This is a genomic window from Bacillus sp. ABP14, assembly GCF_001831375.1.
Classification (GTDB): domain Bacteria; phylum Bacillota; class Bacilli; order Bacillales; family Bacillaceae_G; genus Bacillus_A; species Bacillus_A paranthracis.
The window spans coordinates 3,290,569-3,315,342 of record NZ_CP017016.1 but is presented as its reverse complement, the minus strand read 5'-3'; the positions used below and the strand labels follow the sequence as shown (position 1 = coordinate 3,315,342).

General features: G+C 34.5%; 20 protein-coding genes. 18 read left to right on the top strand and 2 right to left on the bottom strand.

From position 1 onward, the window contains the following. Positions 1-35: 35 nt before the first annotated feature. The 6 genes from BGI23_RS17170 to BGI23_RS17140 all read left to right on the top strand — a co-directional run bounded on the left by BGI23_RS17170 (position 36) and on the right by BGI23_RS17140 (position 9,623). Positions 36-1,277 (top strand): S1C family serine protease, encoded by a 1,242-nt coding sequence (locus tag BGI23_RS17170; RefSeq protein ID WP_070806673.1) that lies wholly within the window; start codon positions 36-38, stop codon positions 1,275-1,277. A gap of 79 nt (positions 1,278-1,356) precedes the next feature. Further along, on the top strand, positions 1,357-1,770 hold the full coding sequence (locus tag BGI23_RS17165) for a CoA-binding protein (protein WP_000151390.1): 414 nt from the start codon (positions 1,357-1,359) through the stop codon (positions 1,768-1,770). Positions 1,771-2,145: 375 nt separating this feature from the next. Then, positions 2,146-4,110: a DNA topoisomerase IV subunit B gene (gene parE / locus BGI23_RS17155; RefSeq protein WP_001062205.1), complete on the top strand. Its 1,965-nt coding sequence runs from the start codon at positions 2,146-2,148 to the stop codon at positions 4,108-4,110. A gap of 1 nt (position 4,111) precedes the next feature. After that, positions 4,112-6,535, top strand: a complete 2,424-nt coding sequence (gene parC, locus BGI23_RS17150) for a DNA topoisomerase IV subunit A (RefSeq protein WP_001147475.1) — start codon at positions 4,112-4,114, stop codon at positions 6,533-6,535. 264 nt (positions 6,536-6,799) lie between these two features. Then, positions 6,800-8,347, top strand: a complete 1,548-nt coding sequence (locus BGI23_RS17145; RefSeq protein ID WP_070806672.1) for an IS200/IS605 family accessory protein TnpB-related protein — start codon at positions 6,800-6,802, stop codon at positions 8,345-8,347. Positions 8,348-8,591: 244 nt separating this feature from the next. Then, on the top strand, positions 8,592-9,623 hold the full coding sequence (locus tag BGI23_RS17140) for an oxidoreductase (protein ID WP_070806671.1): 1,032 nt from the start codon (positions 8,592-8,594) through the stop codon (positions 9,621-9,623). Between the two features lie 25 nt (positions 9,624-9,648). Here BGI23_RS17140 and BGI23_RS17135 read toward each other — a convergent pair whose 3' ends face one another. Next, positions 9,649-10,251, bottom strand: a complete 603-nt coding sequence (locus tag BGI23_RS17135; RefSeq protein WP_157441041.1) for a TetR/AcrR family transcriptional regulator — start codon at positions 10,249-10,251, stop codon at positions 9,649-9,651. A gap of 155 nt (positions 10,252-10,406) precedes the next feature. Between BGI23_RS17135 and BGI23_RS17130 the strand changes: the two genes are divergently transcribed. From BGI23_RS17130 to BGI23_RS17080, 10 genes are all read left to right on the top strand, one after another. Continuing rightward, positions 10,407-11,300: an ABC transporter ATP-binding protein gene (locus BGI23_RS17130; protein WP_070806669.1), complete on the top strand. Its 894-nt coding sequence runs from the start codon at positions 10,407-10,409 to the stop codon at positions 11,298-11,300. Further along, positions 11,293-12,099: an ABC transporter permease subunit gene (locus BGI23_RS17125; protein ID WP_070806668.1), complete on the top strand. Its 807-nt coding sequence runs from the start codon at positions 11,293-11,295 to the stop codon at positions 12,097-12,099. Before BGI23_RS17130 ends, BGI23_RS17125 begins: the two co-directional genes overlap by 8 nt. A gap of 292 nt (positions 12,100-12,391) precedes the next feature. Beyond that, complete coding sequence (locus BGI23_RS17115) at positions 12,392-12,925, top strand: sigma-70 family RNA polymerase sigma factor (RefSeq protein WP_044793395.1); 534 nt, start codon at positions 12,392-12,394, stop codon at positions 12,923-12,925. 12 nt (positions 12,926-12,937) lie between these two features. Beyond that, positions 12,938-13,936, top strand: a complete 999-nt coding sequence (locus tag BGI23_RS17110) for an anti-sigma factor (protein WP_070806667.1) — start codon at positions 12,938-12,940, stop codon at positions 13,934-13,936. 17 nt (positions 13,937-13,953) lie between these two features. After that, complete coding sequence (locus BGI23_RS17105; RefSeq protein WP_070806666.1) at positions 13,954-14,991, top strand: LCP family protein; 1,038 nt, start codon at positions 13,954-13,956, stop codon at positions 14,989-14,991. A gap of 205 nt (positions 14,992-15,196) precedes the next feature. Next, complete coding sequence (locus tag BGI23_RS17100; RefSeq protein WP_070806665.1) at positions 15,197-16,459, top strand: dicarboxylate/amino acid:cation symporter; 1,263 nt, start codon at positions 15,197-15,199, stop codon at positions 16,457-16,459. Positions 16,460-16,806: 347 nt separating this feature from the next. After that, complete coding sequence (locus BGI23_RS17095; RefSeq protein WP_000727510.1) at positions 16,807-18,510, top strand: peptide ABC transporter substrate-binding protein; 1,704 nt, start codon at positions 16,807-16,809, stop codon at positions 18,508-18,510. A gap of 307 nt (positions 18,511-18,817) precedes the next feature. Further along, positions 18,818-20,524: a peptide ABC transporter substrate-binding protein gene (locus BGI23_RS17090; protein ID WP_070806664.1), complete on the top strand. Its 1,707-nt coding sequence runs from the start codon at positions 18,818-18,820 to the stop codon at positions 20,522-20,524. A gap of 303 nt (positions 20,525-20,827) precedes the next feature. Beyond that, the gene (locus BGI23_RS17085; RefSeq protein WP_070806663.1) at positions 20,828-22,534 is read left to right on the top strand and encodes a peptide ABC transporter substrate-binding protein; all 1,707 of its coding nucleotides are present in this window, start codon (positions 20,828-20,830) and stop codon (positions 22,532-22,534) included. Positions 22,535-22,646: 112 nt separating this feature from the next. Beyond that, positions 22,647-23,366 carry a class I SAM-dependent methyltransferase gene (locus BGI23_RS17080; RefSeq protein ID WP_070806662.1) on the top strand — a complete coding sequence of 240 codons (720 nt, stop codon included), beginning with the start codon at positions 22,647-22,649 and terminating at the stop codon, positions 23,364-23,366. A 41-nt stretch (positions 23,367-23,407) separates the two neighbouring features. On the opposite strand, the gene BGI23_RS17075 is transcribed toward BGI23_RS17080, so the two are convergent. After that, positions 23,408-23,794 carry a hypothetical protein gene (locus tag BGI23_RS17075; protein ID WP_070806661.1) on the bottom strand — a complete coding sequence of 129 codons (387 nt, stop codon included), beginning with the start codon at positions 23,792-23,794 and terminating at the stop codon, positions 23,408-23,410. A 134-nt stretch (positions 23,795-23,928) separates the two neighbouring features. On the opposite strand from BGI23_RS17075, the gene BGI23_RS17070 reads away from it, so the two are divergent. Together BGI23_RS17070 and BGI23_RS17065 are read left to right on the top strand one after the other, a co-directional pair. Beyond that, on the top strand, positions 23,929-24,264 hold the full coding sequence (locus BGI23_RS17070; RefSeq protein ID WP_000842903.1) for a hypothetical protein: 336 nt from the start codon (positions 23,929-23,931) through the stop codon (positions 24,262-24,264). A 70-nt stretch (positions 24,265-24,334) separates the two neighbouring features. Then, on the top strand, positions 24,335-24,673 hold the full coding sequence (locus tag BGI23_RS17065; RefSeq protein ID WP_070806660.1) for a VOC family protein: 339 nt from the start codon (positions 24,335-24,337) through the stop codon (positions 24,671-24,673). Positions 24,674-24,774: the final 101 nt, after the last annotated feature.

Below are 24,774 nucleotides of genomic sequence, written 5' to 3'. Positions count from 1 at the left end.
TAAAAATACGAATTCACCAGAGAGGGGAAGTAAACATGGGATATTACGACGGACCAAATTTAAATGAAGAGCATAGTGAAACGAGAGAAGTGAGAAAATCGGGCAGTAAAAAAGGCTATTTTTTCACAGGTTTAGTCGGAGCTGTAGTTGGGGCTGTTTCAATTAGTTTTGCGGCACCATATATGCCATGGGCTCAAAATAATGGAGCGGCTGTATCATCTTTTAGTTCAGATTCAAAAGTTGAAGGTACTGTAGTTCCTGTTGTCAATAAAGCAAAAAATGAAACGGATTTACCTGGTATGATTGAAGGCGCGAAAGATGTTGTTGTTGGTGTTATTAATATGCAACAAAGCATTGATCCATTTGCAATGCAACCGACGGGTCAAGAACAACAAGCTGGTTCAGGATCAGGTGTTATTTATAAAAAAGCAGGGAATAAAGCATATATTGTAACAAACAACCATGTAGTTGATGGAGCAAATAAACTTGCTGTGAAACTGAGCGATGGAAAGCAAGTTGATGCGAAATTAGTTGGTAAGGACCCTTGGTTAGACTTAGCTGTTGTTGAAATTGATGGATCTAATGTAAATAAAGTGGCTACTTTAGGTGATTCAAGTAAACTTCGTGCGGGTGAAAAAGCTATTGCAATTGGTAACCCACTAGGATTTGATGGAAGTGTAACGGAAGGTATAATCAGTAGTAAAGAACGCGAAATTCCGGTTGATATTGATGGCGATAAACGACCAGATTGGCAAGCACAAGTTATTCAAACAGATGCAGCGATTAACCCTGGTAATAGTGGTGGTGCGCTATTTAACCAAAACGGTGAAATAATTGGAATTAATTCAAGTAAAATTGCACAACAAGAAGTTGAAGGAATTGGGTTTGCTATTCCAATTAATATCGCAAAACCAGTTATTGAATCTCTTGAAAAAGATGGAGTAGTAAAACGTCCAGCGCTTGGAGTAGGTGTTGTTTCATTAGAAGATGTGCAAGCTTATGCAGTCAATCAATTGAAAGTACCGAAAGAAGTAACTAATGGTGTTGTATTAGGTAAAATTTACCCAATATCACCGGCTGAAAAAGCAGGTTTAGAGCAATATGATATTGTAGTAGCATTAGATAATCAAAAAGTAGAGAATGCCCTTCAATTCCGTAAATATTTATATGAAAAGAAAAAAGTAGGCGAGAAAGTAGAAGTTACATTCTACCGTAACGGTCAAAAAATGACGAAATCGGCTACTTTAGCAGATAACTCAGCTACAAAGAATCAATAATCGAAATAAAAGAAAGTCTCTTTCATATTGAAAGAGACTTTCTTTATCGGCTATACTAAAGGAATAGGAGGGATTAATTATGACAATTGAAAACCCAACTCGTACGGAAATTGGTGAAGTGTTAAAGAAAAGCAAAACAATTGCGGTTGTTGGATTATCAGATAAGCCAGAACGTACATCGTATATGGTTTCAAAAGCAATGCAAGATGCTGGGTATCGCATTATTCCAGTTAACCCAACAGTAGATGAGGTGCTTGGAGAAAAGGCAGTTTCTTCACTAAAGGATATTAAGGAACACGTTGACATTGTAAATGTATTTCGTCGCTCAGAGTTTTTAATGGATGTTGCAAAAGAATTTGTAGAGATTGATGCAGATGTTTTTTGGGCACAATTAGGAGTACAAGATGAAGATACATACAAACTTTTAAAAGAAAAAGACTATACTGTAATAATGGATCGTTGTATAAAAGTAGAACATGCGATGACAAAATAGTATAGATTGTAAAGGTAGGAAGATTGCTTCAGCCCTCATGATAATAAGTAGGGCCGATGAACGAGGTGTTCATCATGAGATTTTTTAAAGGCTGTTTTTGGGGATTGTTACTTGTAATCCCGTTTTGGATCTTGATCATTTGGATCATAATAAAGGTTTGGAATGTGTAATCTTGGAATACATATCCATTTCTCGTTGACAAACGATTATTTTTCTGAAATAGTAGCCTAGAGGAATCCTTGTGAAAAAACAAGGATTTTTCTATTGAAAATGGTATATAAAAGAGATAAGATAACTTGCCAAAACTATAGTCGAGGCGTTATTCTATAATAGAAACATATGTTCTGATTTTGGATTAGGAAAGGGGCAAGGAGTTTGGCGAAGCATCAGTTCCAATATAATGAAGATGCGATTCAAGTGTTAGAAGGACTTGAAGCCGTTCGAAAACGCCCGGGTATGTATATCGGGAGCACGGACAGCCGTGGATTGCATCATTTAGTATACGAAATAGTAGATAACTCCGTTGACGAAGCGTTAGCGGGATTTGGCGACGAAATTTCTGTCGTAATACATAAAGATAATAGTATTAGCGTTATAGATAAAGGGCGAGGAATGCCTACGGGAATGCATAAGCTTGGAAAACCTACACCAGAAGTTATTTTAACTGTACTTCATGCCGGTGGTAAGTTTGGTCAAGGTGGTTACAAAACGAGTGGTGGTTTACACGGTGTTGGGGCATCAGTTGTAAACGCCTTATCTGAATGGTTAGTCGTAACGATTAAGCGTGACGGAAATATTTATGAACAACGCTTTGAAAATGGCGGTGTTCCTGTAACGACGCTTGAGAAAATCGGAAAGACGAAAGAATCTGGTACGACAATGCATTTCAAACCAGATACAACGATTTTCAGCACAACAAATTACAATTATGAAACATTATGTGAGAGATTACGTGAATCTGCATTTTTATTAAAAGGGATGAAAATCTCAATAAAAGATGAAAGAAATGATTTAGAAGATGTCTTTCATTATGAAACAGGAATTGAAGCTTTCGTTTCCTATTTAAACGAAGAAAAAGATTCAATTCACCCAGTTGTATACTTCACTGGTGAACAAAATGGGATTGAAGCAGAACTAGCATTTCAATTTAACGATGGCTACTCAGAAAATATTCTTTCGTTTGTAAATAATGTACGTACAAAAGATGGTGGAACACATGAAGCTGGATTTAAGACAGCGATGACGCGTGTGTTCAATGAGTATGCTCGCAAAGTTTCACTATTAAAAGAAAAAGATAAAAACTTAGAAGGTACAGATATTCGTGAAGGTGTAGCAGCTATCGTTTCTGTACGTGTACCAGAGGAAGTACTTCAGTTTGAAGGACAAACGAAGGGGAAACTGGGTACAAGTGAAGCTCGTTCTTCAATTGATGCCATTGTATCAGAGCATTTAGCTTACTTTTTAGAAGAAAATCCGGACGTAGCTACACTTCTTGTGAGAAAAGCAATTAAAGCAGCGCAAGCACGTGAAGCTGCTCGTAAAGCGAGAGAGGAAGCGCGTACTGGTAAAAAGAAAAAGAAATCAGAAGGTACATTAAGTGGGAAGTTAACACCTGCACAATCACGTAACCCGCAGAAAAATGAACTGTACCTAGTAGAGGGTGACTCTGCCGGTGGTTCTGCAAAACAAGGGCGAGATCGACGTTTCCAAGCGGTATTACCGTTACGTGGTAAAGTAATTAATACAGAAAAAGCAAAGCTTGCTGATATCTTTAAAAATGAAGAGATTAATACAATTATTTATGCGATTGGCGGCGGTGTAGGCAATGAATTCGATGTGGAAGACATTAACTACGATAAAGTTGTCATTATGACCGATGCCGATACAGACGGGGCGCATATTCAAGTATTGTTATTAACATTCTTCTACAGATATATGAAACCACTTATCGAAGCTGGTAAAGTGTTTATCGCACTTCCTCCTTTATACAAAGTAAGTAAAGGAAAAGGAAAAAGTGAAGTAATTGAATACGCATGGTCAGATGATGAATTAGATGAAGTGACGAAAAAAGTTGGAAAAGGTTACATGTTACAGCGTTACAAAGGACTTGGCGAAATGAATGCAGATCAATTATGGGAAACAACGATGAATCCTGAAACACGTACACTAATTCGCGTGAAAATTGATGATGCAGCAAGAGCAGAGCGCCGCGTAACAACATTAATGGGCGATAAAGTAGAACCGCGCCGTAAATGGATTGAGCGTAATGTACAGTTCGGTATGCAAGAAGAAGGAAATATTTTAGAAAATGAAATGATTATGGAGACGGAGGTGGAATAACATGCAAGCAGAGAAGTTTCATGACCTCCCGCTTGAAGACGTGTTAGGTGATCGCTTTGCACGTTATAGTAAATATATTATTCAAGATCGCGCACTTCCAGATGCGCGTGACGGCTTAAAACCAGTACAAAGACGTATTTTATATTCTATGTATGTAGAAGGAAACGTACACGATAAAGCGTTCCGTAAGTCAGCTAAAACAGTTGGTAACGTTATTGGTAATTATCATCCGCATGGTGATTCCTCTGTATATGAGGCGATGGTACGTTTAAGCCAAACATGGAAAGTACGTAATGTTTTAGTTGAAATGCACGGTAATAACGGCAGTGTTGACGGGGATCCGGCAGCAGCAATGCGTTATACGGAAGCCCGATTATCACCAATTGCATCTGAGTTATTACGTGATCTTGATAAAGAAACAGTAGAATTCGTATCCAACTTTGATGATACGAGTGAAGAACCAGTTGTTTTACCAGCAGCGTTCCCGAACTTATTAGTGAACGGATCTACAGGAATTTCCGCAGGTTATGCAACAGAAATTCCTCCGCATCATCTTGGAGAAGTTATTGACGCTACAATGATGCGTATTGATAAACCGAATAGTACTGTTGATGATTTATTAACAGTTATGAAAGGACCAGATTTCCCAACAGGTGGTATTATTCAAGGGATTGATGGTATTAAAAAGGCGTATGAAACAGGTAAAGGTAAAATTATTATTCGCGGGAAAGCAGAGGTTGAAACGGTTCGTGGCGGGAAACAGCAAATCGTAATTACTGAAATTCCATACGAAGTAAATAAAGCAAACCTTGTTAAGAAAATGGATGAGTTACGTCTAGATAAAAAATTAGATGGCATTGCTGAAGTACGTGATGAGACAGATCGTACAGGTCTTCGCATTGTCGTAGAATTAAAAAAAGAAGCAAATTCTGAAGGTATTTTAAATTATTTATATAAAAATACAGATTTACAAATTCCATATAACTTTAATATGGTAGCGATTAATAATCGTCGTCCAACGCTTATGACATTACCGAAAATTTTAGATGCATATATTGGCCATCAAAAAGAAGTTGTTACGAGACGTTCACAATATGAATTACGAAAGGCAGAAAATCGTCAACATATTGTAGAAGGTTTAAAGAAAGCATTATCGATTTTAGACCAAGTTATTGAAACGATTCGTGCTTCAAAAGATAAGCGTAATGCAAAAGATAATTTAAGTGCGAAATTTGGTTTTACAGAAGCGCAAGCGGAAGCAATTGTATCCTTGCAATTATATCGTTTAACGAATACAGATATTACAGCGCTACAACAAGAGGCTGATGAGCTTAATAAGAAAATTATTGAGCTACAGGCAATTTTACAAAGTGAAAAAAGATTACTTCAAGTTATTAAAACAGATTTAAAGAGAGTTAAGAAAACATATAGTGATGATCGACGCGCGATTATTGAAGATCAAATCGAGGAAATTAAAATCGATGTAGAAGTGATGATCCCACAAGAAGATGTCATCGTTACTGTAACGAAAGAAGGATATGTGAAACGTACTGGATGGCGCTCACATAATGCCTCAAATGGCAAAGACTTCGGTATGAAAGAGGGTGACATCTTACTTGAACGATTCGATACGAATACGACAGAGACAGTCCTCTTATTTACGAATAAAGGAAACTATATATATCTGCCAGTATACGAAATGCCAGATATTCGTTGGAAAGATTTAGGACAGCACGTTGCTAATATCGTTTCACTTGATCGGGATGAAACGATTATTTGGGCAACTGTCGTACCGAACTTTGAGGAAGAAAAGCGATTTATCGTATTTGTAACGAAGAACGGTATGATTAAGAAGACAGAATTAAACCAATATAAAGTACAGCGTTACTCTAGAGCATTCGTTGCTGTAAACTTGAAAAAAGATGATGAAGTTGTTGATATATTTGCGACAGATGGAACGAGTGATATCGTTCTTGCTACACATGGTGCATATGCACTTATTTTCCATGAAGATGAAGTAAGTCCAGTCGGTGTAAGAGCCGCTGGTGTGAAAGCAATTAATTTAAAAGAAGATGACTATGTCGCTTCTGGTAAACCATTAAATGCTGATAAAGATCAACTTATTCTCGTAACGCAGCGCGGTGCTGTAAAACGCCTAAAAGCATCAGAAATTGAGAAATCAACGAGGGCGAAGCGAGGTCTTGTTATTTTCAAAGAGTTAAAACGTAATCCATACCGCATTGTCGGTATTGAAATCGTTCGAGACGATGAACTAGTTTATATGAAGACAGAGAAACATATCGTAGAAGAAATTGATCCGAAAGCGTATCGAAATAAAGACCGGTATAGTAACGGTAGTTTAGTGCTAGATGTTAACGATACTGGTGAAGTTATTGAAACGTGGACGAAAAAAAGACCGGAATAAAAAAAGCATCTTGCCATGAATAATGGCAAGATGCTTTTTTCTAGGCAATTTAGTATGAATCTTGTTATAATAACTGAATGAAATCGTTCTCATATAGTGAAAGTTTAATCAGTGGGGGTCTTGTTGCCCACAAATAGCGGGACAAATGGAGGTAATAACAGTAAATAAGAATCTATAAAAAACTATAAAAATTTACAATTACAGGTTTTATATTTTACAGAATTCAACCTATAATATTTTCAGGTGATGAAAAGGGGGAAAAGGATGAAAACAACACGTACTTGTAAAATCAATTCTATTACAAAAGAACAAACGGAAGATTTAATTACTTTGATTCGTACGTTCGAAAGTGCAAAACGATATAGTTTTAAGCGTTTGATTGAGGGCGAAAACGAGAAAGAATTGATAAAAAAACTACAACCTAAATATTTGTTAAATAAACGTTTTTGTGAAGATGTGATTTTACAAGCGCAAACAATCCTTTTCTCTCAAAAAGAACTTCTTCCTGTTTACCTAGAAAACAATCAAAAAAAGTTAGAAAAGACGTTACAAAAAATAGCTGATTATGAACGCGGCAAAAAAAGACCTAAACAAGTTGCATTAGAAACTTGTTTAATTGGTTTAAGAAAACGAAAACAAAAATTAGAACAAAAAATTGAAACGTATGCAAAACATATTAAAAATAAAACATTACCTCCTATTATTTTTGGTGGGCGGAAAAATTTCTATGAAAGAATGAAAAACAAGATATCCAATCAAGAATGGAAAGATTTACGGACACGACAATTATATTCTCGTGGAGATAAAAGCAAAAAAGGGAATTTGAACATGCGCATTACAGTTGATGACTGTGGGCAAGGATGGTTAGAAATTGCAAATCCATTAGGACGAACAAATGGAAAAACAAAAAGCCCACGAATCAAAGTTCCGATTATCATTCCATATCGTTTTTATCATCAAATCACAAATGTCGTTATGGGAAAGCAAATCGGTGTAAATCCAAAAGGAAAACCGATTATAGAGCATCAAAAATATAGTGTAGAAATCATTCGTAAACAAAATGAATTTTATGTAAATATTACGTTTAATGAAACAGAAATAGGTCATGTACTAGATTTCAAGGAAACACCACAATCAGATGTAATTGCAGGAATTGATGTAAATCCGGACCGTATTGCAGTTAGTTTATGTACAAAACAAGGTAATTTTAAAGGTTCAAAAATTTTTTATCTACACAATCTGAATGCGTTTTCAACAAACAAACGGGCAACGATAATTGGACAAATCGTACAACAAATTAAAACATGGTTGTTGGAAAACAATGTAGGTGGAATTGTTTTAGAAGATTTAAAGTTTCAACAATCTCATGATACTGATACATACAGTAATCGTAATTTCCATCAATTTACGTATAAAAAGATGTTGAACAGTTTAATTCGTATGGCTCTTCGTAACGGATTTTCTGTTAAAACAGTAAACCCCGCTTATACAAGTGTGATCGGAAAATTAAAATACAGTAAAAATTTCGGTATTAGCGTTCATGAAGCAGCCGCATTCACGATCGCAAGACGTGGATTAGAATTGCAAGAACAATTACCAAAAGAGATTATATTATTATTAAAAAACCAAATTACAACAAAACTGCGTATTCTTGTTGCTTCCATGGAAGAAAGTAAAAAGAATACGAAAAAAGTATATAAAAAATGGTTACAAACAATTCAAACGTGGAAAGAATATCACAATTGGAAATTGTGGAGCATTCTTCACAAAACTGTTTATATGAGCAATCAACAATTCGTATTTAAAATTTAAATGAGAAGGGGGTACTGGTTTATTTCTTATAACCTCTTGCATACTACTGACTTGGATGAATGGTAGTATGCAAGGACAGATCGTTCCTAACAGGAACCTGCCGTCATTCTTTCATACTAGGTGGATGAAAAGGTCACAACCCTTACGGACAGGAAAAAGGTGAGATTCCTTTTCGGTAGTTGGCATTTGACTTGGTTCGCCAACGATTTATAGATTTTTATAAGAATTTTAAACCAGGGGCAACATGAAAAAAATAGGTGTAGGGATTGTAGGGTTTGGATTTTCTAGTACAACATTTCACATCCCATTATTACAAACGATAGAAGAATACGATATTCGTGCCGTATTATCTTCAAAAGAAGAGGTAGTAAAAGAAACATTACCGAATGCTAATGTCGTGAGTACAATTGATGAATTGGTGAAGCGAGCTGATATTGACTTAGTTGTTATTACTTCACCAAATACAACTCATTTTCCATATGTAAAAGAAGCAATATTAAACGGTAAGCATGTTGTTGTAGAGAAACCATTTGTTGTTTCAATTGAAGAAGGAGAAGAGCTTATTTCATTAGCAGAGCAGCATAATGTCGTATTAAGTGTATATCATAACCGCCGTTTTGATAATGATTTCTTAACGATAAAGAAATTATTAGAAGAGGATAGAATAGGGAATGTATACGCATATGAGGCGCATTTCGATCGTTTCCGTCCACATGTACGTGATCGATGGAGAGAAAAGAACTTACCAGGATCAGGTATATTATATGACTTAGGCTCGCATTTAATTGACCAAGCATTATCATTATTTGGGAAACCAAATGCAATCAGTGCAGATGTAATCAAACAACGACCAGGTGCAGAAATTGATGATTATTTCCACATAGTACTTCATTACGGAGTTAAACGTGTCATTTTACGTAGTAGCAGTTATGTGAAAAAAGCCGGTCCACACTTTACACTGCATGGAGATAAAGGTTCTATCGTGAAATACGGTATGGATTCACAGGAAGAACAATTAAAAAATGGAATGAAGCCAGGCGATAACAGTTATGGAGTAGACGCTGAAGAGAATTTTGTTACTCTAGAAACAGAAGAAGAGTCAGTACGTATTCCAACAGAAGTCGGCTGTTATGACATGTACTATAACGGTGTAAGAGATAGCATTATAAATGGTGAGAAACCACCTGTAACAGCGCAAGAAGGTTTAGAAGTAATCAAGCTGATTCAATTAGCGGTTGAAAGTAGTGAAACGGGTAGAGTTATCACTGTAAAGTAAAAAAGACACGAGTTTCGTGTCTTTTTTACTTTTCTGGAACAGAAAGTCCATAAAAGAACATCGTAACGATATCTTGTATATGTTTTTCGCGGTCTCCTTCAAGAAGCTGTGCTCCGAAATCATCACCTAATTTAGTAAACATTTGAATGTAAAGTAACATCATTTCTTTAGTAAGATGAGGATTAATTTCGTTATTGCGCTGCGCTCGTTCTAATATTTCTAAATACCAAGGCAGTATTTTTTCATTTTGATAACTATAAATAAACTCTCGGAGCTCCTCATCTCTTTGCATCATTTGTAGTAACATATCTGGCTGAAATAACCCACCAGTATTCATTTTTCTGACAATCATTTTTTGCATCATATCATGAAAAGGTAATTTTTCCGCTGCAAGATCTTTATAATATTGAAATTCAGATATAATAAATTCTTGTATAAGCTCTCGAAATAACGCATCTTTACTTCCGAAATGATTATAAATGGTAACTTGAGAAACATTTGCTTCTTTTGCAATATGTTCTATTTTCACTTCATTAAATCCACGTTCTGAAAATAATAAGAAGGCGGCCTCTTTAATGGCACGTTTTTTCTTTTCTTTCACTTTTTCAAAGCCGTTCAATGCAATCACCTCAATTAAAATATACAAGAAAAAATAATAGAAAACAATATTTTTGAAATATGGACATATAAATATTTCAAAAAGTTGTTGCGAATATGAAAGATGAGGAGTACAATAATTTTGAAATATCACATATTAAATATTTCAAAAAATGAGGTGGAATTATGATTTCAGTTCAAAATGTTACAAAACAGTTTTCAAATGGAAAAGGTTTGTTTCATATTACATTTGATGTAAAAGAAGGAGAAGTATTCGGTTACTTAGGACCAAATGGTGCAGGGAAATCCACAACGATTCGTAATTTAATGGGATTTATAAAACCGACAGATGGTAAAGCGACAATTTTTGGATTAGATTGCTGGGATGAAGCAGCGAAAATTCAAAGAGAAGTTGGCTATTTACCAGGCGAAATTTCTTTTATTGAAGGAATGAATGGATTAGAATTTTTAAAGTTAATGCAAGGAATGCGTGGGCTAAAGGATACGAAAAGACGAGATGAATTAATAGAACGTCTACAATTCGATGTGAAAACACCGATTCGAAAAATGTCTAAAGGAATGAAACAAAAAGTAGGAATTGTCGCTGCATTTATGCATGAGCCAGAAGTGTTAATTTTAGATGAACCAACATCAGGACTTGATCCACTTATGCAGCAAGTGTTTATAGATTTAATAGTAGAGGAAAAGCAAAGGGGAAAAACGATTCTTATGTCTTCACATATTTTCACTGAAATTGAGCGTACATGTGACCGAGTAGCGATTATTAAAGATGGGCGCCTTGTAACGGTTGAAAATATTCATGATTTACAAAGTATGAGACGACAAGTGATAGATGTAACCGTATCATCAGAGGAAGAGATTAAATCTCTTACGCAATGTAATTTACAATTTGAAGCGGTGAAAGGTAGAGAGGCATCGATTATTGTACAAGGAAACTATCAAACTGTTTTACAAATACTTTCAAACTATAATGTAACGGCGCTTCAAACGCGAGCAATGGATTTAGAACATTTATTTATGCATTATTACGATAAGAAAGAAGGGGTAAAGCATGAATAAGGAATTGTTTTTAGCTAGTTTGAAAGAGACGCAAAAAAGTATTTTGAGTTACGCAACTGGTGCAGCTCTATATTTATGGTTGTTAATTTGGATATTTCCTTCCATGGTATCAGCGAAAGGGTTAAATGAATTAATAAGTGCTATGCCTGATAGTGTGAAAAAAATTGTTGGCATGGAAAGTCCGATTCAAAACGTAATGGATTTTTTAGCTGGCGAATATTATAGTCTATTGTTTATTATTATTTTAACGATTTTTTGTGTAACAGTTGCAACACATTTAATTGCTCGTCATGTAGATAAAGGAGCAATGGCATACTTGCTGGCAACGCCTGTATCTAGAGTACGAATTGCAATCACGCAAGCTGCTGTTCTCATATTGGGACTACTGATCATTGTAGTTGTTACGTATGTAGCTGGTTTATTAGGTGCAGAATGGTTTTTAAGTGATAATAACTTAAATAAAGAATTATTCCTAAAGATAAATATAGTAGGAGGGCTCATATTTCTAGTCGTTAGTGCTTATTCATTTTTCTTTTCTTGTATATGTAATGATGAAAGAAAAGCACTTAGCTATTCAGCAAGTTTAACTATTTTATTTTTTGTACTAAATATGGTAGGTAAATTAAGTGATAAGTTAGAGTGGATGAAAAGTCTATCGTTATTTACACTGTTTCGTCCAAAAGAAATTGCGGAAGGAACGTATAATATATGGCCGGTAAGTATAGGTTTAGCTGCGGGAGCGCTTTGTATTTTTATAGTAGCGATTGTATTGTTTAAGAAGAGGGATTTACCGTTGTAGAGTAGAAAGTCCACTATATGAGTGGACTTTTTTTGATGAGGAGGAAACGAATGAGTTGCAGCTATATGTAAATGATGTAGAAAAGTCATTATTGTTTTATAAGAAAATAATTGCTTTAAAGTTGTCGATCCAAATGGATATCTCCTCAGAGTTACGTATAAAAAAAGGTAAACATGAAAAATGTTTACCTTTTTTTATGGAAATATTCAAAAAAACGAACCTTTTTCTAGGCTCATCCGTCTAATACATGTAAAGTTAAATTTGAAGTGAGGATGAAACAGGAGGAGCAATTGTGAAAGTAATCCCTTTATATAAAATGATTGTAAAAGAAGAAACCGATGTTTCTTTAGCGAAAAAAGGTGATCATGAAGCGTTTATGGCGCTTATACATACGGAAAAAATGAAGATGTATCGCATTGCAAAGGCTATGTTACGTGATGAGACAAATATAGAGGATGCGATACAAACAACAATTTTAAAAGCCTATGAAAATATAAAAAAATTAAAGAAAGAAGAGTTTTTTCAAACTTGGTTAATTCGAATTTTAATGAATGAATGTAATAACATTATTAGAACGTATAAAAAGATAATTGTGACAGAAGAGAATGATTACAATATGAGTGCGTGCGATCAGTATGAAGATATAGATTTGTGTAATGCGATTCAATCGTTACATGAAGAGTTAAGAGCTGTTACGGTGCTTTATTATTATGAAGATATGAATCAAGAGAGTATAGCAAAGCTTTTAGAAGTACCAAAAGGAACAGTGAAATCGAGATTGGCACGTGCGAGGGAACAACTACAGAAACGATTAAAGATGGAATAGGGGGTGCAAAGGATGGATGATGAAAAATTATTTGATGAGAAATTAAAAAAGAGAATAAACGAAGAGAATGTAATAGTGCCGCCAGAGTTAAATGAAAAGATTAATCGTACACTACATAATCTTCCGGTAAAAAAGAAAGGTTACAGAGTTTATATGATGGTTATAAGTGCTGCTGTCCTAGTGCTCTCAATTGTGTCTATGTCGGAGTTTTCTGATCAAATTTTTGCTCAAAACGGCGGAGTGTTTGAATATGTAAAGAAAAAGGCATTTTCTGATTATGAAAATGAAGAGGAAATAAAATCAAATGTAAATTATCCAGATAAGGAAAAGATTCATGAAAAGATGCTAGATTCCATTGATCATTTTAATAATATTTCAGGACAATTTGAGGAATATTCTAGTTCGTCAAGAATTGCTACAACATACAAATATGCGATTGATACGGAGCAACAAAGAGGAATCTCTTCAAAAGAAGACAAGCTAACGAAAAAACGAACCATTATATATAACGAGGGCAAGAAAAAAGAATTTGATGATGAGAAGTATACGTACAAAGAAACAAAATGGAGCCCGAAAGAAAGAAACTATGAACTATTAAAATTAAATCCTACGGGAAGGTTATTGAGAAAATCAGGTGAGAAAAAAAGATATGATGATGAATATGTGGGATTCGCGAAGTATAGTATTCAATCCGAATTTGCTGATCTATTAATTCGATATAAAGATTGGAATTATAAAGAAACGAAGTATCTTGGGCTTGATTGCTACAAAATAGAAGGGACAATAAATATAGAAATGCCTGTAAGTACATCTGAAGATTTAAGAGGGAAGTTTGAAATGGTTGTAGAGAAAAATACAGGGATTATGCTAAAATTCCTTAGTTTCCACGAAGGTATGATTCAATATTCGATTACAACAGAATGGATACAAATAAACAAAGGATTGAAAGAGAATACATTTCAAAAGGATAGCGCTAAGTATGAAAAATTGAAAAATATATTAGATGAATAGAAAACGGAGGGAACGATATGGAGAATACCTCTTCTTCAAGAGAGAAGAAAAATAAACGAAAATATAAGAAGACAATGATAATCAGTGTACTGTTAGTAGTATTACTATTTGGCGGAGTTGGATATGGTACTTATATATATATGAAAACTTCTAATCTCGTACAAAAATCTAGTTTGAATTTAGCACGTGGTGAAAAATCGAATTTACGTGAGGAAACTGTAAAACCGATTACGAATAATGTTTCACTTTTAATTATGGGAATTGATGAAAATCAAGAACGACAAAAGGAGTATAATGGTGCATTTCATACAGATGCACTACTGTTAGCTACTTTTAATAAAGATGATAAGACTGTGAAATTAACGAGTATACCACGTGATACATACACATATGTTCCGGTTGAAAAGAAAAAAGATAAAATAACGCATGCATATGGAAGTGGTTTCGTTAAAAATGGTAAAGATGGAGGACCGCAAGCTTCAGTGGAAGCGGTAGAAAAGTTATTACAAGTGCCTGTTGATTATTTTGTAAAGTTTAATTTTAATTCATTTACTAAAATTGTTGATGGGTTAGATGGGATTGAAGTAGATGTCCCAGTTGAATTTACGGAGCAAAATAGTAAAGATGAACCTGAGGCGATTCATTTGAAAAAAGGACTACAAAAATTAACAGGGGAAGAAGCACTTGCCTTAGCAAGAACGCGTCATATTGATAGTGATGCAATGAGAGGGCAGCGCCAACAACTTGTTATGGAAGCGGTTTTAAGTAAATTAAAAAGTGTAGGATCGATTACGAAGCTAGAAAAAATAGTCGAGGCGGTTGAAGGTGATTTTAAAACAAATTTAGCAATGGATGATATTTTATCTTTTTATAAATACGGTTTAAATTGTTCGATTGAAAAAATTCAATTAGCAGGTGATGATTTATACTTACCTAATGGTCCAAATGGGCAACGTGTATATTATTATAATCCTAATAAAAAAGATTTGCAGAGTTTGAGTAATATGCTTAGAACACATTTAGGATTAAGTGAAAAACAGATTGAGGAGAATTAAAGCAGACGTAATGTCTGCTTTTTTATTATGTTAAATAGTATGTCGTTTATATATAAATGTTATATACTATTTTCAAATTTAAGATAATAGTGTAACATAAAATTGTGGTTTAAGTGAAATAACAGGGGGGCTATTACATAGAATATATCATTAGCAATTATTGAAATAGTATGGGAGAAATGAAAGAAACAGGGGAGTATCAAAAATGAGAATCATAAAGAATTTAACATTTCAAGTTATTGTGGCCATTATTTGTGGTATTGCAGTAGGGGCAATTTGGCCGAGTGTTGGACAAGAGATGAAGCCAATTGGTGAAACGTTCATCAATATGATTAAAATGGTTATTGCACCGATTATCTTTTTAACAATTGTGCTTGGTATTGCAAGTATGGGAAGTATGAAAAAGGTAGGTCGTGTTGGTGGGAAGGCATTATTATATTTTGAAATTGTTACAACTGCGGCTTTAATTATTGGTATCATCGTAGCGAATGTTGTACGTCCCGGAGATGGATTAGATCCCTCAAAGCTAAAGGGCGGAGATGTTTCACAATATGTACAAAGCGGGCAAGAAATGAAGTGGGTGGATTTCTTTTTACATATTGTGCCGTCTAACATGTTTGAAGCATTTGCAAAAGGTGATATTTTACAAGTGTTATTTTTCTCTGTTTTATTTGGCGCAGGGTTAACGATGTTAGGGAAAAATGGACAGCCGGTAATCGACTTTTTTGAAAGATTATCGAAAGTATTTTTTAACATTTTATCAATTGTAATGAAATTAGCACCGGTTGGAGCATTCGGTGGAATGGCATTTACAATTGGAAAATATGGTTTAAGTACACTTATTCCACTTGGTAAATTAATGATTTGTGTATATGCAACAATGGCATTATTTGTTTTTATTGTTTTAAATTTCATTTGTAAATTTTATAAATTTAGTTTGTGGAAATATTTAGCGCATATTAAAGAAGAATTACTTATTGTTCTTGGGACATCATCATCAGAATCAGTATTACCGCGAATGATGACAAAGATGGAAGACTTCGGATGTTCGAAGCCGGTAGTAGGTTTAGTCATTCCGACGGGGTACTCTTTTAATTTAGATGGAACAACAATTTATTTATCGATGGCCACTATATTTTTAGCACAAGTCTTTCACGTCGATCTTTCACTAGGTCAACAATTAACGATAATAGCTATTTTGTTAGTTACATCTAAAGGAGCAGCCGCAGTAACAGGTGGAGGCTTTATTGTACTAGCGTCTACTTTATCTGCGATGAATGTTATTCCATTAGAAGGGTTAGCGCTATTACTTGGTGTAGATCGTTTCATGTCAGAAGCACGTGCTATCGTTAATTTAATTGGTAACGGTATTGCGACTGTAGTTGTTGCAAAAAGTGAAAATGAATTTGATGAAGAGAAGTATACGAGAGTAATAGAGGAAATGAAAAAAGAGAAAATGGCCGGATAAAAAGTCAGCTTTGCTGACTTTTTTATTTTTGTAGAAAAGAGGTTTGTTATGATATACATTATTTATTAACAATAATTTACAGGTGATTTATAGTGGAGGGATATAAAGACTATTAAATCAATACTTAAGATTCAATGAGGTATAGTGTTTCGAAAGATTATAGGATTTTTATAAATATTACTGTAAAAAAATAATTTTTTAAAAATTTTCAATAATAACACTTTACAAAACTCAAAAAATTAGTAGAATAATAGTTAATAAGAATCTTCTGATAAATATATAAAGAAAAACAGAATTATCAGAAAATTCTTAAATGAGAGCGTTAAGAATTAGGGAGGGTACAGAAAGTGAAAAAGAAAAAAATGAAAAAACTAACAGCAGTTGTAGCACCAGTTTTAGCAATGAGTATGGCATTAACAGCATGTTCTACATCAGGTGGAGATAAGAAGACAAGCACAAATTCTAGCTCTGGCGGAGATAGCAAATCAGAAGAAAAATTAGCAGCGAAACAAGTGTTCAATAAAACAGAAAATCAGGAAATTCCAACAATGGATACGTCGAAGAGTACAGATACTTTGGGCTCTCAAATTTTAGGGAACACAATGGAAGGCTTATACCGTTTAGATAAAGAGAATAAACCAATCCCAGCTGCGGCAGAATCAAGCACGAAGAGTGAGGATGGTAAAAAATATACATTTAAATTACGTAAAGATGCAAAATGGTCAAATGGTGATCCTGTAACAGCGAAAGATTTCGTATTTGCATGGCAACGTTTGTTAGATCCAAAAACAGCTGCTGAGTATGCATTCATTGCATTCCCAATTAAAAATGCAGAAGCTGTTAATAAAGGGGAAAAACCTGTAACAGAGCTAGGAGTTAAAGCAGTAGATGACCTTACTTTAGAAGTTGAATTAGAACAAGCAGTACCATACTTCTTAAACTTAGTAGCATTCCCATCATACTATCCATTAAATGAGAAATTCGTAAAAGAAAAAGGGGATAAATACGGTTTAGAATCTGATACAACTGTATATAACGGACCGTTCGTTCTTACTGATTGGAAGCATGAGCAAGGCTGGAAACTGAAGAAGAATGATCAATATTGGGATAAAAAGACTGTAAAATTAGATGAAATTAACTATAGTGTTGTAAAAGAGCCAGCAACTAATGTGAATTTATATGATAGTGGTCAAATTGATTTCTCCTTATTAACAGGTGAATTTGTTGACAAATATAGAAATAATAAAGAGGAATATGGGGTGTATAACGAACCAAGTACGTTCTTTATACGTTTAAACCAAAAACGTGGTGGACAAGATACACCATTAAAGAGTAAAAAATTACGTGAAGCAATTGCGCTATCAATTGATAAAAAGAATTTAACAAATGTTATTTTAAATGATGGGTCAAAACCTGCAGATTATTTAGTGCCGAAAGGATTAGCAGCTGGACCTGATGGGAAAGACTTCCAAGAAACATTTAAAAACGGTGTTAAACCAGATGCGAAAAAAGCAGCTGCTGCATGGGAAGAAGCGAAAAAAGAACTTGGAAAAGATCAAGTTACAATTGAGTTTTTAAACTATGATACTGGTAATGCGAAAAAAGTTGGGGAATATGTAAAAGATCAAATTGAGAAAAATTTAAAAGGTGTAACAGTAAATATTAAACTGCAACCGTTTAAACAAAAACTTAAATTAGAATCAGATCAAGATTATGATATTTCATATGGTGGATGGAGCCCAGATTATGCGGATCCAATGACATATTTAGATATGTTTGAAAGTAAGCACTCTCATAACCAAATGAGTTTCTCTGATCAGAAATATGATGAAATAATTAAAAAAGCTGGTGGGGAATTAATGAGTGATGCGAAGAAACGCTGGGAGGAACTAGGGAAAGCAGAGAAATTACTTCTTGAAGAAGATGTAGCCCTTGTACCTTTATATCAAAGTGCTAGATCTTATGTTATGAAACCACATGTAAAAGGTGTTGTTAAGCATAATATTAGCCCAGAATACAGCTATAAGTGGGCATATGTTACTGAAAAATAATAGAGTTGAAAAAGTACTTCAAAGCAGTCTACATGCCTTGAAGTACTTTTTTTGTTGTACAATTGAACGTGAAAATGAAAGAGTAGAGAAGAAATGAAATGTAGTAGATGGAGGATACGTGTAGTATGGTCATAGAAAATAGAATGTTACTATCGCTAAGTAAAATAAATTTTCTAAATATTTTAAAAATAACTTTACAAAACTAGAAAAATTAGTAGAATATTAATTAATAAGAATTTTCTGATAACTAGTTATTAGAAAATCTCTCAAAATGAGTTTCGTACATATAATTGGGGAGGGTACAAAAATGAAGAAAAAGATGAAGAAGTTCACGGCAGTTGTAGCGCCAGTTTTAGCGATGAGTGTGGCGTTGACAGCTTGTTCTGGATCTGGTGGGGAGAAGAAATCAACTACGACGTCTAGTGGTGGTGGGGAAGAGAAAAAGTCTGAAATTAAATACGCAGCAAAACAAGTGTTAAATCGTACAGAGAATCAAGAGATTCCGACGATGGATGTTTCAAAATCTACCGATACATTAGGTTCTCAAATTTTAGGGAACACGATGGAAGGTTTATATCGATTAGATAAAGATAATAAGCCGATCCCAGCTGCAGCAGAATCTAGTACGAAAAGCGAGGATGGCAAAAAATATACATTTAAACTACGTAAAGATGCCAAATGGTCAAACGGTGATCCAGTAACAGCGAAAGATTTCGTATACGCATGGCAGCGCTTACTTGATAAAAATACAGCGGCAGAATATGCGTTTATCGCTTACTATATTAAAAACGCAGAGGCAATTAATAAAGGTGAAAAGCCACTAACAGATTTAGGGGCAAAAGCGGTAGATGATTATACGCTAGAAGTAGAATTAGAAAAACCAGTGCCGTATTTCTTGAATTTAATGGCATTCCCATCGTACTATCCTTTAAATGAAAAGTTCGTAAAAGAAAAAGGAGATAAGTTCGGTTTAGAAGCAGATACAACGTTGTATAACGGACCGTTCGTTATGGCTTCATGGAAACATGAACAAGGATGGCAGCTAAAGAAAAATGATAAGTACTGGGATAATAAAACTGTGAAATTAGAAGAAATTAACTATAGTGTAGTAAAAGAAGTTGCGACGAAAGTAAACTTATATGATACAGGATCAATTGATTTCACGCTATTATCAGGGGAGTTCGTTGATAAATATAAATCGAATAAAGAAGAGTATGGTGAATATTCAGAAGCAAGTACATTCTTCTTACGTTTAAATCAAAAACGTAATGGACAAGATACACCGTTAAAGAGTAAAAAACTACGTGAAGCAATCGCATTATCAATTGATAAAAAAGGTTTAGCAAACGTTATTTTAAATAACGGTTCAAAAGCAACAGATCAATTAGTACCAAAAGGGCTTGCGACAGGACCAGACGGTAAAGATTACCAAGATACCTTTAAAAATGGTCTGAAATATGATCCGAAAAAAGGTGCAGCAGCTTGGGAAGCAGCTAAAAAAGAACTTGGAAAAGATCAAGTGACAATTGAATTACTAAGCTATGATGATGGAACAGCGAAAAAAATTGCTGACTATTTTAAAGATCAAATTGAGAAAAACTTAAAAGGTGTAACGGTTAATACGAAAATTCAGCCGTTCAAACAAAAATTAAAATTAGAATCAGCACAAGATTATGAAATTTCATTTGCTGGTTGGAGCCCAGATTATTCGGATCCAATGACATTTATTGATATGTTCGAATCGAAGAGCCCATATAACCAAATGAGTTATTCGAATCCGAAATATGATGAAATGGTGAAAAAAGCAGGTAATGAGTTAATGTCTGATGCGAAGAAACGTTGGGAAACGTTAGGTAAAGCAGAAAAATTATTACTTGAAGAAGATGCAGGGATGGTACCTTTATATCAAACAGGTAGAGCATATGTAATGAAACCGAATGTAAAAGGTATTGTGAAACATAACATTAGTCCAGAGTATAGCTTTAAGTGGGCTTATGTAACGGAAGGTAAATAATAAAAAGAAAAATGAGCGTTTAAAAAATATATTATTTATTTTTTTAGACGCTCTTTTACTATTCAATTAAATTTAAATAAATAGAGAAGAATAAGAAAAGTGGTACTTACATATAGTAGATGTGGGAGAATTCGTATAGTAATAGTTATTATGGTTGTTAGATTAATTATTCGGAATATTCATAAAACACTTTACAAATCAGGATAAATTAGTAGAATGATAATTAGTAAGAATTTTCTAAAAATAAATGAAAGAAAGTCTCTCGAAGTTAGTTTCGTACATATAATTGGGGAGGGTACAAAAATGAAGAAAAAGATGAAAAAGTTCACAGCAGTTGTAGCACCAGTTTTAGCAATGAGTATGGCTTTAACAGCATGTTCTTCTGGATCTGGTGGGGAGAAGAAACCGACTACAACGTCTAATAATGGTGGGGAAGAGAAGAAATCTGATATTAAATATGCGGCAAAGCAAGTGCTAAATCGTACAGAAACGAATGAAATTCCGACGATGGATACTTCCAAAAATACAGATACACTTGGATCACAAATTTTAGGAAATACAATGGAAGGTTTATATCGCTTGGATAAAGATAATAAGCCAATCCCAGCTGTAGCGGAATCTAGCACAAAAAGCGAGGATGGCAAAAAATATACATTTAAATTACGGAAAGATGCAAAATGGTCAAATGGTGATCCTGTAACAGCGAAAGATTTCGTATTTGCATGGCAACGGCTAGTAGATCCAAAAACAGCTGCTGAGTATGCATTTATTGCTTACTATCTTAAAAATGCAGAAGCGATTAATCAAGGGAAAGCAGAAGTTTCTACATTAGGTGTAAAAGCGGTAGATGATTATACGCTTGAAGTAGAACTAGAAAGACCAGTACCATATTTCTTGAACTTAATGGCATTTGCGTCATACTATCCATTAAATGAAAAGTTCGTGAAAGAAAAAGGGAATAAATTTGGTTTAGAGTCTGATACAACACTTTATAATGGTCCATTTGTGCTTACTGATTGGAAGCATGAGCAAGGCTGGAAATTAAAGAAAAATGATCAGTATTGGGATAAAAAGACTGTAAAACTAGAGGAAATCAACTATAGTGTAGTAAAAGAACCAGCTACTAGAGTAAATTTATATGATACAGGTGCAATTGATTTCGCGCTATTATCAGGTGAATTCGTGGATAAGTATAGAAACAATAAAGAAGAGTTTGGGGCCTATTCGGAAACAAGTACGTTTTACTTACGTCTAAATCAAAAACGTGGTGGTCAAGATACACCTCTAAAGAGTAAAAAATTACGTGAAGCAATTGCGTTATCAATTGATAAGAAAGCTTTAACGAATGTTATTTTAAATGATGGTTCAAAACCAGTGGATTACTTAGTACCAAAAGGTTTAGCAAGTGGACCAGACGGTAAAGATTTCGCAGAAACGTTTAAGAATGGTTTAAAACAAGACTCCAAAAAGGCAGCAGCAGCATGGGAAGAAGCGAAAAAAGAACTTGGAAAAGATCAAGTGACAATAGAGTTATTAAATTATGATACTGGTAATGCGAAAAAAGTTGGGGAGTATGTAAAAGATCAAGTTGAAAAGAATTTAAAAGGTGTGACAGTAAATATTAAGTTGCAACCATTTAAGCAAAAACTAAAATTAGAATCAGACCAAGATTATGATTTTTCATATGGTGGCTGGAATCCAGATTATGCGGATCCAATGACATATCTTGATATGTTTGAAACAAAAAATTCGCAAAACCAGATGAGCTACTCAAATTCAAAATATGATGACATTATTAATAAAAGTAAGACAGAATGGATGGCTGACGCAAAAAAACGTTGGACAGAGTTAGGCAAGGCTGAAAAAATATTGCTTGAAGATGATGTAGCGCTTGTACCTTTATATCAAAATGCTAGATCATATGTAATGAAACCAAATATAAAGGGAATTGTGAAACATAATATTAGTCCGGAATATAGCTTTAAATGGGCGTATGTAGAAGAGAAATAAAAAAGAGAAGAGCATTTTCAAGTTGCTGTATAGCACTTGGAAATGCTTTTTTACGTGCACGATTTTTTGATGGGTGAATATATGTATTATAGAAAATTTAAAGGAGAATCCCATGAAACGAAACACATACATCGATTTCTTAGCGTATTACGGAATAGGGAGTGCTCATCCTGGCGGTTTTACGTTAACAAAACAATTGTTAGCACAACTGCCTTTTAGATATGGAGCTAACGTCCTTGAGATAGGCTGCGGTACGGGGAAAACAGCAGCGTATATGACAAAAGAATATGGTTATAAAGTAACGGCGGTTGAACAGAATGAGATTATGATTCAAAAGGCGAAAGATAGATGGTTGTTTGAAGGAATAGACATTCAATTAATTGAAGGAAAGGCAGAGCAATTACCTTGTTTGCATGACTCATTTGAATTCGTACTCGGAGAATCGATACTCGCTTTTACAGAAAAAGAAAAGGTTATTTCAGAGTGCTATCGTGTATTACAGAAAGACGGTAAGCTTGTTGTCATCGAAATGATTATTGATAGGCACATTGATAAGGGAGAGGAAGAAAAAATCGCTCAATTATACGGGATGAAAGAACTATTAACTGAGAGCGAGTGGGTACAATTATTTCAGAAAGCAAATTTTCGGCGGGTTACTATTGCTGGCGGTGGTACAATTGCAGAAACAATCTCTAGCTATATAGAAGAGCCGGAATGGAATGTATCACAATTTATTCCCAATGAGTTATATGAGGCATGGGTACAGCATGAAAATGTACGACTTATGTACCAACATATTTTAGGTCATCGTATTTTTATATGTGAAAAATAAAGAAAAAGAGTTGGCTAAAGATAGTCAACTCTTTACTTATGTTAAATGAAAAATAATGCAGCTAATGTAATTCCAAAGATAAAACCAAATCCGAGTTCAACACCCCAGCCACAACCGCCGCCGCCCCAGCCACCGCAACCACAATTACTACAACCACGACCACAGCCGCTGAATCCACCACCGCATCCAAATCCACAACTATCACATCTGCTAAGGCCGCCGCAAAGGTCGCAACCACCATTTGCATAAGCGTCATAGTATCCGAATCCTGAATCAAAAGATGAGCGCTGTTGCACCGGTTCAATCCATACAGAGCTTTGTGTCACATCGATTATTTTACCTAAATGTATACGGCCATCACGGTCTTCAATCCGAACAACTTTTCCGAAGTAACGTCGGCACGTATCATAACATTTTTGTCTATGCATATTCATTCCTCCTTCCCCATTACAGTAATACGATATGTAAGGGGGACAAGTGCGGCTTGTACGAATGCCCTAACTATCATAATTGTTATAGGAAAGGGGAAATATAGGAAGAGGATATATAAGGAGGAAAAGGCATGAAATCTACAGATCAGTTTCAGACATACGAAGTACCGTGGGAAGAATTTATTGAAGCATTGCGAGAGGAAATGAAGAAGCAAGTAGGGGCAGATATTATTGATACAGTAGTTTGCAATTTAGAAGATGGTTTTGAAGTGTATACATATGTGCAAGGAGATTTGGATTTTGAATATAAGGAAGCGCTGGAAAGGAAATATGGGAGCGATGCCAAAACTCCTAACGTGTTAACGATTATGTTATTAGCTAGCATTTATCGTACAAGTGAAGAGAATATACGCTTGCATGCGGATCATAAAGATAATCCGATTGTTGAAGTGTATGTGAAGCAATAAAACACGCTGTGAAGGCGTGTTTTTTATTTATATGATAAAATGTTAGAAAATTAAGAAAGAAGGTGATGCTTTGAAAATTAAACATCTTAATTTAACAGTTTCAGATGTAGCAGCTACTAGAGAGTTTTTAGAAAAATATTTTCATTTAACTTGTAGCGGAACAAGGGGAAATGGCTTTGCAGTTATGCGTGATAATGATGGATTTATATTAACGTTAATGAAAGGGAAAGACGTACATTATCCAAAAACATTTCATGTAGGATTTCCACAAGAAAGTGAAGAACAAGTAGATAAGATAAATCAAAGGTTGAAGGAAGATGGATTTTTGGTTGAGGCTCCTAAACGTGCACATGCGTATACGTTTTATGTGGAAGCACCTGGTGGATTTACAATAGAAGTGATGTGTTAAGTCAAAAATCAAACTTTTTGTTATGTGTTTTTAAAATAAAAAGTAGGAAAAGTCTGTTTTAAGTGTAAAGCTTAAACAGGCTTTTTTACTTACATTACCGG

Excerpts from the sequence above, each read along its gene's own strand:
- BGI23_RS17145 (WP_070806672.1), top strand. The coding sequence starts at position 6,800 with ATGAAAACAACACGTACTTGTAAAATCAATTCTATTACAAAAGAACAA.
- BGI23_RS17105 (WP_070806666.1), top strand. The coding sequence starts at position 13,954 with ATGGAGAATACCTCTTCTTCAAGAGAGAAGAAAAATAAACGAAAATAT.
- BGI23_RS17070 (WP_000842903.1), top strand. The coding sequence starts at position 23,929 with ATGAAATCTACAGATCAGTTTCAGACATACGAAGTACCGTGGGAAGAA.
- BGI23_RS17140 (WP_070806671.1), top strand. The coding sequence starts at position 8,592 with ATGAAAAAAATAGGTGTAGGGATTGTAGGGTTTGGATTTTCTAGTACA.
- BGI23_RS17090 (WP_070806664.1), top strand. The coding sequence starts at position 18,818 with ATGAAGAAAAAGATGAAGAAGTTCACGGCAGTTGTAGCGCCAGTTTTA.
- BGI23_RS17080 (WP_070806662.1), top strand. The coding sequence starts at position 22,647 with ATGAAACGAAACACATACATCGATTTCTTAGCGTATTACGGAATAGGG.
- BGI23_RS17075 (WP_070806661.1), bottom strand. The coding sequence starts at position 23,794 with ATGCATAGACAAAAATGTTATGATACGTGCCGACGTTACTTCGGAAAA.
- BGI23_RS17130 (WP_070806669.1), top strand. The coding sequence starts at position 10,407 with ATGATTTCAGTTCAAAATGTTACAAAACAGTTTTCAAATGGAAAAGGT.
- parC (WP_001147475.1), top strand. The coding sequence starts at position 4,112 with ATGCAAGCAGAGAAGTTTCATGACCTCCCGCTTGAAGACGTGTTAGGT.
- BGI23_RS17100 (WP_070806665.1), top strand. The coding sequence starts at position 15,197 with ATGAGAATCATAAAGAATTTAACATTTCAAGTTATTGTGGCCATTATT.
- BGI23_RS17170 (WP_070806673.1), top strand. The coding sequence starts at position 36 with ATGGGATATTACGACGGACCAAATTTAAATGAAGAGCATAGTGAAACG.
- BGI23_RS17125 (WP_070806668.1), top strand. The coding sequence starts at position 11,293 with ATGAATAAGGAATTGTTTTTAGCTAGTTTGAAAGAGACGCAAAAAAGT.
- BGI23_RS17110 (WP_070806667.1), top strand. The coding sequence starts at position 12,938 with ATGGATGATGAAAAATTATTTGATGAGAAATTAAAAAAGAGAATAAAC.
- BGI23_RS17085 (WP_070806663.1), top strand. The coding sequence starts at position 20,828 with ATGAAGAAAAAGATGAAAAAGTTCACAGCAGTTGTAGCACCAGTTTTA.
- BGI23_RS17165 (WP_000151390.1), top strand. The coding sequence starts at position 1,357 with ATGACAATTGAAAACCCAACTCGTACGGAAATTGGTGAAGTGTTAAAG.